The 11,444-nt window shown below is 64.6% G+C and carries 13 protein-coding genes; 6 read left to right on the forward strand and 7 right to left on the reverse strand.

Features of this window, described 5'->3' with window-relative positions; translation table 11 throughout:
* Positions 1 to 110 precede the first annotated feature (110 nt).
* Positions 111 to 377 (forward strand): hypothetical protein, encoded by a 267-nt coding sequence (locus GV792_RS17250; RefSeq protein ID WP_163825166.1) that lies wholly within the window; start codon positions 111 to 113, stop codon positions 375 to 377.
* 44 nt (positions 378 to 421) lie between these two features.
* On the opposite strand, the gene GV792_RS30355 is transcribed toward GV792_RS17250, so the two are convergent.
* Entirely contained in the window at positions 422 to 745 is a 324-nt protein-coding gene (locus tag GV792_RS30355) for an Rv3235 family protein (protein WP_163825167.1), read from the reverse strand.
* 636 nt (positions 746 to 1,381) lie between these two features.
* Between GV792_RS30355 and GV792_RS17260 the strand changes: the two genes are divergently transcribed.
* A complete protein-coding gene (locus GV792_RS17260; RefSeq protein WP_163825168.1) occupies positions 1,382 to 3,337 on the forward strand; it encodes a UvrD-helicase domain-containing protein in 1,956 nt (651 codons plus the stop codon).
* Positions 3,338 to 3,371: 34 nt separating this feature from the next.
* On the opposite strand, the gene GV792_RS17265 is transcribed toward GV792_RS17260, so the two are convergent.
* Positions 3,372 to 3,806, reverse strand: a complete 435-nt coding sequence (locus GV792_RS17265; RefSeq protein ID WP_163825169.1) for a nuclear transport factor 2 family protein — start codon at positions 3,804 to 3,806, stop codon at positions 3,372 to 3,374.
* Between the two features lie 79 nt (positions 3,807 to 3,885).
* On the opposite strand from GV792_RS17265, the gene GV792_RS17270 reads away from it, so the two are divergent.
* Entirely contained in the window at positions 3,886 to 4,401 is a 516-nt protein-coding gene (locus GV792_RS17270; protein ID WP_163825170.1) for a winged helix-turn-helix transcriptional regulator, read from the forward strand.
* A gap of 20 nt (positions 4,402 to 4,421) precedes the next feature.
* Here the strand turns inward: GV792_RS17270 and GV792_RS17275 are convergent, their stop codons facing one another.
* Positions 4,422 to 6,098: a bifunctional metallophosphatase/5'-nucleotidase gene (locus GV792_RS17275; RefSeq protein ID WP_163825171.1), complete on the reverse strand. Its 1,677-nt coding sequence runs from the start codon at positions 6,096 to 6,098 to the stop codon at positions 4,422 to 4,424.
* Positions 6,099 to 6,192: 94 nt separating this feature from the next.
* Here GV792_RS17275 and GV792_RS17280 point away from each other — a divergent pair, with 94 nt between their 5' ends.
* Complete coding sequence (locus tag GV792_RS17280) at positions 6,193 to 6,903, forward strand: histidine phosphatase family protein (protein ID WP_163825172.1); 711 nt, start codon at positions 6,193 to 6,195, stop codon at positions 6,901 to 6,903.
* Positions 6,904 to 7,038: 135 nt separating this feature from the next.
* Here the strand turns inward: GV792_RS17280 and GV792_RS17285 are convergent, their stop codons facing one another.
* The 4 genes from GV792_RS17285 to GV792_RS17300 all read right to left on the reverse strand — a co-directional run bounded on the left by GV792_RS17285 (position 7,039) and on the right by GV792_RS17300 (position 9,273).
* Complete coding sequence (locus tag GV792_RS17285) at positions 7,039 to 7,566, reverse strand: hypothetical protein (RefSeq protein WP_163825173.1); 528 nt, start codon at positions 7,564 to 7,566, stop codon at positions 7,039 to 7,041.
* Between the two features lie 111 nt (positions 7,567 to 7,677).
* Positions 7,678 to 7,932 (reverse strand): hypothetical protein, encoded by a 255-nt coding sequence (locus GV792_RS17290; RefSeq protein WP_163825273.1) that lies wholly within the window; start codon positions 7,930 to 7,932, stop codon positions 7,678 to 7,680.
* 468 nt (positions 7,933 to 8,400) lie between these two features.
* Entirely contained in the window at positions 8,401 to 8,745 is a 345-nt protein-coding gene (locus GV792_RS17295) for a hypothetical protein (RefSeq protein ID WP_309138706.1), read from the reverse strand.
* A 45-nt stretch (positions 8,746 to 8,790) separates the two neighbouring features.
* A complete protein-coding gene (locus tag GV792_RS17300) occupies positions 8,791 to 9,273 on the reverse strand; it encodes a hypothetical protein (protein WP_163825174.1) in 483 nt (160 codons plus the stop codon).
* Between the two features lie 146 nt (positions 9,274 to 9,419).
* Between GV792_RS17300 and GV792_RS17305 the strand changes: the two genes are divergently transcribed.
* Together GV792_RS17305 and GV792_RS17310 are read left to right on the forward strand one after the other, a co-directional pair.
* Positions 9,420 to 9,719 (forward strand): Mut7-C RNAse domain-containing protein, encoded by a 300-nt coding sequence (locus GV792_RS17305; RefSeq protein ID WP_309138707.1) that lies wholly within the window; start codon positions 9,420 to 9,422, stop codon positions 9,717 to 9,719.
* Between the two features lie 286 nt (positions 9,720 to 10,005).
* Positions 10,006 to 11,154 (forward strand): Rieske 2Fe-2S domain-containing protein, encoded by a 1,149-nt coding sequence (locus tag GV792_RS17310; RefSeq protein WP_163825175.1) that lies wholly within the window; start codon positions 10,006 to 10,008, stop codon positions 11,152 to 11,154.
* The last annotated feature ends 290 nt before the right edge of the window (positions 11,155 to 11,444 follow it).

The raw sequence follows: 11,444 nt of genomic DNA on the forward strand, positions 1-11,444 counted from the left end.
CCTGAAACCCGTCCAGCGCCCCCACCCACCCCTCTACCTCGGCGCCTTCACCCCCGCGTGGGCTGCGACGCATCGGCGAACGAGCCGACGGATGGCTGGCCGTCGCCCAAGTGCCCGCCGGCGTCCACCACATCGACTCGCTGAAACGCCAATGCGCCATCATCGACGCCGCCGCCCTCGCCGCAGGCCGAGACCCAGCAGCGATCGCCAGCAATGTCCGGATCAACGTCGCAGCGGGCAGCGCTGTCGACCAGGTCGCCGACACCATCCAGACCTTGACCGACATCGGCTACTCGGACCTGTTCGTCGACCTGAAGTTCGTGGTGTCGGGGGTCGATGCGCACCTGGAGTGGGTCCAGCGATTGGTGGCGCGGTAGCTGGAGAAGATCTTTGATCCGACACCCGACTCTCGGGGGCCGGCTCAGCTGATCCGTAACGCGGTCAGTCGCCAGCCTCTCGGGCCGCAGCGTTCGATGCGTGCGGCGAGTGCGAGCCTGCGGGACCCGCGCAGGTACCTTGCGCAAATCTCGGCGCTCCGTTCGTCGACCATCACGATGTGTACCACGGCGAGTACCGCCGCCCCGAGTTCTCGGCTGGGTACGAGATCAGCCCTGACGAGTGTGCGTACCGCCGCGACAGTCGAAGAGTCGGCCAGCGCGTCGAGCTGGGAGAGCGCACGCCTCCGGTCGAGGACCTCCAACGCCACACGCAAGGACCGCTCGGCGGCCACCCGTGCCTGTTCCATCGCCTCACCGCCGTGCTTCGCCTTCGCCGTAGAGCATGCCGCCCGGCGGATTCCTACCGGTTCCCGATGGGGGTCGGCAGCCGGCCGGGGTCGAACGGGACCCCGGCATGGCACCGTGTGGTGGCCGGCATGTAGCGGTTCCTGTGAACCTCGCGGTGTGTACGGCTGCGCGGGCGGCTCGTACATGGGAATGGGCCGCAGTGACACCCGGAACTCATCCATCGACATCCCCCTCGCTGGTGATCGCCGGTACGCGATCGGCTGTTGGCAGCATGACATTCGAGTAAATCCGGGCGCTGGTTTTCGCGGTGGATGTGTTGCGCATCCGATGTCCTATCGGCGTTTTCGGCGTCGACGGCGTGTCGGCGTGGGAGCTTCTGCTTCGCGTCCGGCCCGTCGCGGGCCATCGTCTAGTACGAACCCCGGGGGTCTTTGGGGCGGCCAGGTGACACAGCCGTGCTGGATTGCCCCGAGGGCCGGGCGGTCGAGTCGAGAACCGTGCGAAACCAATGCAATAACATCTGCAAGAACATTTCCAATTCCCTTGGCAACAAGCGGAATTCACTGTTGAAGCGACAATGTTCCGGTAAACTTCCTTCCGGATGCGAACATCATCCGGAAGTCAGGGGGTCCCTCATGACCGACATTGCTCGTGAGCGCAGACGCCGCTGGGTGGAGCGCGCACTCGCCGACCTACCGCGGCTCACGGCGGCACAGCGGAGGTTTCTGTCGGTTCCACTATCCGAGCGCGATTGGCACCTGCTGATCGACCGCGCCGGCGACAACGAGGGGCGCGCCTCCGGGTTCGCGATCGGCCGAACTGGCGTGTACGCCTTGGTATTCACCGATGTCGTGCCCTCGCGCGCTCACCTGGTGCGTGTACGTAAACATGCCGAGGAAGCGTTCGCGGGTCTGCTGTTCGGTCGCGAACAGTTCGTGCCGCACATGCTCGACATCGTGCTGCTGATGACGTCCGCCGTGGTCACCGAGGCGCACGATCAGTTCATCGCGGTCGACGAATCCACCATTCGCACCACCTTGATCACCGGTGAAACCAAGCTGTCGCAGCGCCGGGCCAGGGAGATCGCCCTCTCGGTTTCGGACCGATTGACCTGGTATCAGCGCATTTCCACCGAGTCGGCCCCCACAGTCGAGCCTGTTTCAACTGACGGACTATTCGGCGAATCAACACTGGCCGACGACGCGAGAACGAACGGATTGACCCGCCCGTTCCGTGACTGGATGACCTTCCTCGACCCGGATCAACTCGCCCTTGTGCACACGAAATTCAGCGGTCCCGCCAGGTTCAGCGGCCCGGCGGGTACCGGTAAGTCTGTAGTCGCGCTCCACCGGATGGCGCATTTCGCCAAACGCAACCCCGGTCGGATCCTGTTCACCAGCTTCGTCAGGACCTTGCCGAACTACCACCGGCACAGCTTCGCCCACCTTGCCCCGCATGCGCTCGACCGCACCGAGTTCATCGGCTTGCACGCGTGGACCGCCGACTTCCTCAGGCGCCGTCACGTGCATTTCTACCTCGATGAGCGGCTCCAGGAAGATGCCTTCGCCCGAGCATGGCAACGCGCACGCGAGGTGTTGAGCAAGATCGACGGCACCGACTATCAGTACTGGAAGGACGAGCTGAATCGAGTCATCAAAGGCCGTGGCCTGCCCACCAGAGACGCCTACCGGACGATCAGACGTGCGGGCCGCGAAGGCATTCAACTGCACGGCGGCCGACGCGACTACGTGTGGGAGCACCTTTATCGCCCCTATCAGGCGCGGATGGAGGAGCGCGGCATCGACGACTTCAACGACATCATTCGCAAAGCGATCGAGGAACTTCGAGCCAGACCGCTCGACGCCACTGAAGATTTCGCTATGGTCGTCGTCGACGAAGTCCAAGACTTCACCCTCCTCGAACTGCAGCTGGTCCACCACATCGCAGGCGGCGGCCCGGACGCGAACCTCCTCCTCGTCGGTGACGGACAGCAGCAGGTCTACGCCGGCGGCTGGCGTATCTCCGATGCGGGCATTCCGCTGGCCGGCCGCGGTCGAAAGCTGCGCACCAACTACCGCAACCGGGAAGCGGTACTGCGCTACACCACACGCATCGAAGCCGCCGACACCGTCGATGACCTGGACGGCCAGCAGGGCTTCGTGTTGCGCGACAGCGCCGCCGTCCTCCCCGGCGGTAGCGTCACTGAACGCTTCGTGGCTCGTTCCGAGATAGACATGGCGTTGGTCCGCGCCATCAAGGACTCCGGCCTACCGGCCGCAGATATCGCTGTCATCGTCAACGCACGCAAGGAAGCCACGCGCTACCAGGAAATTGTGGAGCGGGCCGGCTTCCCGGTGATACCCCTCGAGAAGTACGACGGCACGCAACTCGACTCGGTGAAGGTGGGCACCGTGCACCGTGCCAAAGGCATGGACTTCGCCGCGGTCTTCTACATCACCGAAAAGCCGCCCGCCGCCATCGGCGAACTGACAGGCGGCGCTCGCGACCGCGCGGAAGTTCTTGCCCGGCAGACATTGGTTGCGGTGAGTCGACCGAGGGACTACCTATGGGTCGCACTGCTGACCGACTGAGCCGCCAGAGTCGGGGCGCATGGTTCGCCGCGACCTAATGTCGTCTCGCCTGCAACGCCCGTCGGATGATCGCCGGATGCCGTGACAGCGCGGGACCGACCGCCAACGCAATCCGGGTGAGCGCGAGCCACGGACGCAGGTGTGGGGTCAGCCGTCGAATGCGACCGCTCGGATCGAGGTCGACCACCATCGCATCCGTGAACGCGATCCGTCCGATGCGCGCATCGGCGAGTGCGACCGCGGTGGAGCCGTTGGTGGTGATCGTGTGCCAGTGCAGTTCGGAGATCCCGCCGAAGATTGCGGTGAGCAGTACTCGAAGATCGTCGTGACCTCGGAAGATCATGCGGCCCGATAGCGGCGAGACGAATTCGGCGTCGGGTGCCAAACTCTCCATCATCGTGTCGACGTCATTGGCGATCGTCGCATCGCAGAAGCGGGCGACGATCGTGCTTGCTATTGCCGAACCCATATCCACTCCCAGGTCCATTGTGTTTTGCAAGTAACCTAATCGAAGCCACTTGCAAAACGCAATGGACTATTCTTGCGTCATGCGCCGCCCACTGACCGACATCGCCTGCTCGATCGCTCGGGCCAGCGAGATCGTCGGCGAGCGATGGACCCTGCTGATCCTGCGCGACCTGTTCGCAGGCCTCACCCGATTCGAAGACATCCGCCGCGACCTCGGCATCGCCTCCAACGTGCTCACCACCCGACTAGCGAAGCTCGAGCAGCACGGAATCGTCGAACAGCGTCGATACCAGGAGAATCCGGTTCGCCACGAATACCTGTTGACCGATATGGGGCGAGATCTGTACCCGATGATCGCGTCGCTGATTGCCTGGGGTGACAGGTGGCTCGCCGGAGCCGACGGCCCGCCGGCACTGATCGTGCACACCGACTGCGGGCACGCCACGAAGGCGGTGACCGTATGTGCGGAATGCGGAGGAAAGCTGCACGCGGAGAACGTGTTCGGGGCGCGCGGACCCGGTGGACGGATCGGCCCGGGTACGGCTGTGATCGGCGAGCGTCTTGCGGCAACCCCGGGCGAAGTATCGGAGCGGTGACCAGCTCCTGGTCGAGGCCGTCAGCGCCGATCTATCCGGTTCGTCGGCGGCACGACCGGTCCTCGGTCACGGAGATAAGCCTCCAATGCGTCCAGGTCCATCGGCCCCACGGCCATGTCGGTGCCACGGGTGAACACGCTGAACCCGTCCCCGCCAGAAGCGAGAAAGTTGTTGGTGGTGATCCGATACGCCGCGACCTCGTTCAAGGGTTCGCCACCGATTCGGACGCTTCCGTCGACCACCCTGCTTCCGGTGGGCGCCGCATCGTCGTACGCGTAGGCGATGCCCGCCACCGAAAGAACGGTCGGCCGGTCAGGGTTGCTCCACTGCTGTTCGAGCAGGTCCACGATCTGCCGGCCGGTGAGGCTGACGGTGACCACCTGATTCCCGAACGGCTGCGACTCGTAGATGCTGCCGAATGTGATCGGACCTGCGCCGATATCGGCCCGCACTCCGCCCGGGTTCATGAACGCTGTCACGGCCCGTGTGGGTTCGGCGGTGGCAGCGAGCATGGCGTCGGCGATCACATTGCCCAGTGGTGATTCACCGCTGGGCGCAGCCGATGTGGGCAGGGCTTCGGCAGCGGAGCCGACGACCCGTCCGGCCCGCGGCGCTGCTTGCGCGGCAAAGAAGTCGACCAACTCGACGGTCGCCGGATCCGGCGCAACATCCCGGGTCACCACCCGATTGACTGCTTGCACCTCGATATCGCTGTCGGCGAATCGCACGGTGATATCGGTGATGAGCCGACCGTAGGACGCCGCCTGCGTCACCACTTTCCCGTCGAGCTCGCACACGTAGGACTGGTGACTGTGCGCGGTGAGAAGCACTCGAACCGCGGGATCGGTGCGCCTGGCCAATTCGGGGATGTTCGTCGTGATGTCGGTGCAGCCGTTGTAGTCGGCGCGGGACACCTGCTGCTTTCCGCCGTCGTGCACCAGCCCTACGACGACTTCCGCGCCCGCCGCGAGCATTTCGGGCACGTAGCTGTTGATCGTGTCCGCCGGATCGCCGAACGAGTATCCGCGAATCCCTTCCGGGAAAACGATATGCGCCGTCTCGGGCGTCACCGCGCCGATCACACCGATCTTGTGTCCACCCACGTCGATCATCGTCCACGGCCGCAATCCAGGCGGTAGCTGCCCGTTACCATCGGCGACATTCGCGGCGAGGTAGGGAAACGCCGCCCCGGTGAACGGTGCCCCGGGCGAACATCCGTCGAGCGCGCATCCGCCTTGCTGCATGCGGGCCAATTCGAGCACCCCGTCATCGAGCTCGTGGTTGCCTACCGCAGATGCCGACGGATGCACGGAATTCAGAAAGTTCACGGTGGGTTCGTCATGGAACAGCGACGACACCAATGGGCTCGCCCCGATGTTGTCGCCGGTCAGCAGCAGAGCACTGTCCGGGTAGGTGGCCCGTAACCGCGCGATATGCGTGGACAAGTAGGCGGCCCCGCCTGCGGGATAACCCGCGATCTGCCCATTCGAATCCTCGGGTGGTTCCAGGTTGCCGTGGAAATCGTTGACGCCGAACAGGTGTACCTCGCCGGGCTCGGCTTCGGGGAGGTTGTCGGTCGAGACGAGTGGAGTCGGCTGGGAAGCCGGCGGCTGCTCGGTGTTCGAAGCACACCCGGCCAGCAGAACCAGACTGAGTAGCCCGGCGCAAAACGCAGTGGCACGATGACAGACGCTCATACGTTCCGACTCTGACAGAACAGGTCGGCCGCCACGCATCGGCACGGTGAATTCTCGTTACGGCCGCGACAATCCGAAAGGAACGCGCAGTTCGATGCAGGACAACATCGCGCACCACCTACCGCGACTCACAGAGTTGGCCGGCGTCTTGGCCATTCGACACGGTCAGAGCACTGTGAATGCGGCGTCCGAAGGTCCGGCGGCCGACACCAGGCCCCGCGTTCCCGACTGGGATATCGAGCTGTCCCCGCTCGGGCGGAAACAAGCCGCGAAACTCGGTGTGTGGTGGTCGCGGCTTGGTCGCGAGGATCGCCCGAGCTTGGTGCTCTGCTCGCCGTATCGCCGGGCCATACACACCTGGGAAGCGATGAAGAAGGCATCGATACGCTCTGGCCTCGATCCGGTCTTGGTCGTCGACGAACGCCTGCGCGATCGCGAAATGGGTGCGCTGGAACTGTGGTCGCCCGCCGCGATCCGCGCGGACGCACCCGAGGAAGCCGAACGCCGAACGCGATTGGGGGACTGGTTCTACCGGCCGCCGGGTGGCGAATCACTCGCCGACGTCACCCTGCGCGTACGCGACCTCATCAACGATCTCGAACGCCCGGCCGCAAGCACCCGGATTCTGATCATTGCCCACGACGCGACCATCCTCGCGCTGCGTCGAGTCTTTTCCGGCCCCGCTCCGGAGCTGCCGGAGGCACTGCCGCCGGTGCCGAATGCGTCGATCTCCCAATGGGTTCAGGACGGCGGGCGGTTGAAGCTGGTTCGCTGGGGCGAAAGCATCGACGAGGGTATCGACTGAGCGAGCGCGCGTCGGGCGGGGCGCTCTCGGCGGCGCGGAGCCCCCGGTGGGTGGCGCGAACGCCCATATCAGCATCCTGCCCATGTCATCTACACCTCGCTCGCCCGTCGGTCCCACCGATCGCGGCGGCGGTTCCTACGAACTGCTCCCGAATGGCAGGGGAGAGCGCTGCACTGGGTAGGCCGCAACGTCCATGATGACCGAGCCATCGCACGGCCCGCCGTCGATATCGGTCCGCCAGGAACCGACCAGCGTCCCGTCCGGTTGCGGCGTGTAGTACGCGACCGAACGAGCGGGCGCCCACACCTTCGGCACACCTTCTCCCTGGTAGCAGTCCCATTCCCAGTCATAGGTGTGAACCCAACTCGTACCGTCCCAGGTGTACTGCGGCGGCAGCGGAAGTGTCGGGTTGGCCGGCGTCGGCCCATCGAGCACGGTCGCCACGCAAGCGTCGCCGGTGCAACTCGTCTCGAACCTGTACTTATCAGCGAAGTCCGGCTCCCACTGCCTCGCCGCCACACTGGTGCCGTGCTTGCTCGCCGCAAAGCGCTTCACCGAGTAATCCCCGGACCACGATGGCTGCGTCCCCGACCCCTCCGCAGGTGCGACTCCGAACACCGACCAGCCCACGATCACCGCGACTGCCAGCAGGGTTTTGCGCATAACCGGATTGAATCACAGGTAGCCAAGATGTGAAGTGGGTATGAGCCAGATGGTGTCGGTGGCCGTCCCGACTGAGATCCGGGCGGACCGCCCGGATCCCATCCGCCAGAATCAGCTGCTCTCGCAGCCGATCCCGTTGCCGTCGCGATCGAGGTCGTACTCATCCGGCCCGATCACCCGCACCCGCCCGGTGTACTCCGGCCCGTTTCCGCTCCCACCGGCACAGTCCACATCGGACGTGATCGGCACACACGGATCGTAGGACTCATGGCACCCGGACCCCGGCTGGGCCGACGCCTGCACCGGAATCGACAGAACCAGCCCGACAGCAACAGCGGACGTCCCGAGAACAGCGGCGAATCTCATCATGCTCCATTCACTTGTGAAACGCTGCTGAGTCTGTCATGTCGAAACTAGATTGAGTACCCATTCGGCAAATGTGTGTAACGGCCCTTCGTTCAATGTGAGCTACCTCTCAATGGCCCGACGCGGCCGCACCCCGACCGGGGGCTCATCGGCGAACCCATCGCTGAAGAAGGGGCGGGTATGGGAGACGCAGGGCAGGAGTAGGCCGCGGTGTGGTCGGCCCGCTCAGCCGACCACGCCCCGCTCCCCGGTTCGGATTCGCCATCAACACAACCTGGCCTGCTTCGAGTGAATGCCCGACCACGGGGACGCCCAAAATCTCTGCCGGTGCCTGCCTCCTCTACAGCCGACAGATCTCTCGTGGACGTGAGCACTGGCCAGGACCCTGCGAATTCAACGCCTGGGACATGGACGGGACGATGATCGATTCGGGGCGGCCCGGCTCAATGGTCTGCCCGGATCTCCGGATCAGCCCCCGGTCTGGATACCCGAGGAAATATCGACGACCACCTTGTCCTCGGTCACCTCGCGCACCGAGACGGTGTTGCTCTCGGTCGAACCCGACTCGCCCACCGGCACAGTGACTTCCTGCCCGCCCACCGAGAGGGTGACCACGTTGCCCTCCACCTTCAGCACCTTGACCTTCAGCCCGAGGACGCTCGCCTCGGCGTCGACGCCGCGATCAAACGTGATGACGCACCCCTCGACCTTGCACTCGGAGGTGTACCCATCGCCCTGCATCGTGCAGGCGACCGCGCCGAACGTGGTCAGAGTGGCGAACATGGATGCTGCGATCAGCCGTCGAACGAACACCCGACCAGTGTAGATCCAGGACCACCGCCCCGGCCGCCCAACCGCTCAGTCGTGCGGGTCCGCCATCAACACCACCCGATCCTCCTTCGCCGAATACCCCAGCACCGGATGCCCGAAATCCCCCTCCGCCACCATCTCCACATCCTTCCCCAACAACCGCCCGATCACCCCGAGAAACCCACACAGCACATCGACCCCGACCTGCCCCTGCAACTCACTCAGATCGACATCGAACTCGACCTGCGACTCCGACCACGGCCGAAAGATCGCCAACAGCTCCGGCGCCGCCCGCACATGCAGACTGACCACCTCATCATCCTCACCCCGCCCCAACACCTCCGCAGCCGTTGGCAACGGCTTCACCTCATCACCCTCCCGAAACTCCCACTCCCACCCACTCGACCGAACCAGGTCGAACACCGCCTGCCAGTCGTCGACGGTCGTGTCGTGGACGTAGATATCCGGCAGGGCGCCCATGAGAGCGGGATCGAAGAAGTTCTTGACGTCGTCCCAGTTCAGATCTGACATAGATTAATGATGGTCAACCGTGCATTCGGCGATACGGCCGGTAGGTATCTGTCGAATCGGTCGGCGGGGCACGGCCTGGTTCAGTGGACTACCGTCCTCAGCAATCGGCTGCCTCGACCGGGCCGCGAGCTTGATCACTGACCAGGGTGCGACTGCACCTGCTACGCGAAACGAGACTACTCGTCGACCTCGATCTCGGTGGCGCCGGACGGTGGCTGCGGCTGATGGGACTCGACGTTCGCTGTGAATTCGCCGCTGAGGACGCGCAACTCGCCGAGGTCTCCATGATCGACCACCGCATCCTGCTCACCAGAGACCGCGACTGGACGTCCACCGAGCTCCGGATCCCCGCAGTGATCACCCGCTGCCCGGACCGGCGAATCGTCTCGGGTAAGGGACCGGCTTCCGTTCGGGCCCAGGGCCGGTCGGCGTGTTCGTCGACCTGACTGCGGCGGGGCACGGTGTCTCCCAGCCTGCGCACCGGCCGCCGGTTGGGTGCCGCGACATCGAGCCGACCCGGCTGTGAGAGCAGCGGGCGAGCAGGGCGCAGAGCATGCGTTCGGCCTCACCCGCCCCCGCCGGGCTTCTCGCCCGAATTCCACACTCTCCCAGTCAGTGAAAAGTGACCGGTTTCATGCCGCTGAGTCTTGTTAGAACGTGTTGTCGCTTCTGACCAGGCGGCGGTTGAACAGCCTGCTGCCGCCCTTGAACACTTCCTCCGAGGAGGGTGCAATGACATCCCTGCAATCAGACCAGGAAATCCGCGAGATCGAGGCGGACTCCGCGCCGACCCGATTCGCTCGCGGTTGGCACTGCCTGGGCCTTCTCCGCGATTTCGGCGACGGAAAGCCCCATTCGATTGAGGCGTTCGGCACCAAGCTCGTCGTGTTCCAAGGAGCCGGTGGAAAGATCAACATCCTCGACGCCTACTGCCGCCACATGGGCGGTGATCTCTCCCAAGGCGAGATCAAAGGTGACGAGGTCGCGTGTCCCTTCCACGACTGGCGTTGGGGCGGCGACGGCCGCTGCAAACAGATCCCCTACGCGCGCCGGGTTCCTCCCCTCGCACGCACTAGAGCATGGCCGAGCCTCGAGCAGGACGGAATGCTGTTCGTCTGGCACGATCCGGAAGGCAATCCCCCCACCGCCGACGAAATCATTCCCCGCATCGAAGGTGCCGAGAGCGACGAGTGGACCGACTGGCACTGGTACACCACCGTCGTCGACAACAACTGCCGCGAAATCATCGACAACGTCGTCGACATGGCGCACTTCTACTACGTCCACGGCTCGCTTCCGTCCTACTTCAAGAACGTCTTCGAGGGCCACACCGCGTCTCAGTACTTCAAGAGCGAGGCTCGGGAGGACTTCGCGGCACCGGAAGGACAGCCGAAACTGCTGGGTTCCTCATCGGTCGCCTCGTACTACGGGCCGTCGTTCATGATCGACGACCTCACCTACCACTACGAAACCGGCGTTCAGCAGACAGTTCTGCTGAACTGCCACTACCCGGTCAGTGCCGACAAATTCGTCCTGATGTACGGCATCATCGGCAAGAAGATGCCCGGCGTGCCCGAGGAAGTGGCGGTCGAAGCGGCGGTCGCGCTCGGCGACTACATCCGGATCGGATTCGAGCAGGACGTCGAGATCTGGCGGCACAAGGTCCGTATCGACAACCCCCTGCTCTGTGAGGAGGACGGCCCGGTCTACCAGCTGCGCCGCTGGTACAACCAGTTCTATCTGGACCGCGCCGACGTCACACCGGCGATGGTGGACCGATTCGAGTACGAGCTCGACCTCACCCGGGCCCAGGCAGTATGGCGCAAAGAGGTAGCCGACAATATCGCCGGCCAGGCCAAGCCGACCGGAACTCCGACATGAACGAGCCCCGCACAGACAACCGGCTCGACGACGTCCCCATGCGACCGCTGCGGTGCCGCGAGTGCGCGGCCCAGGTGTCGGTCAGGAAGAGCAGCAGGGACCAGACAAGCCTCCAATGGAATGCCGAGGCCCGCACTGCCTGTCACGAACTGGGCGCATCACCACTGCCGGGCCCGGCACTGGCAGGCTGTTCGCGACTCCGCGAATCCATCGACGAGGCGATTGCCGCTGGAGAACTGCAAGTCGTTGCAGCACAACCGGTGTGAAATGCTCGCGGGTTCGCCTTTCGG

The organism is Nocardia cyriacigeorgica, from assembly GCF_010868145.1.
GTDB lineage: Bacteria > Actinomycetota > Actinomycetes > Mycobacteriales > Mycobacteriaceae > Nocardia > Nocardia cyriacigeorgica_D.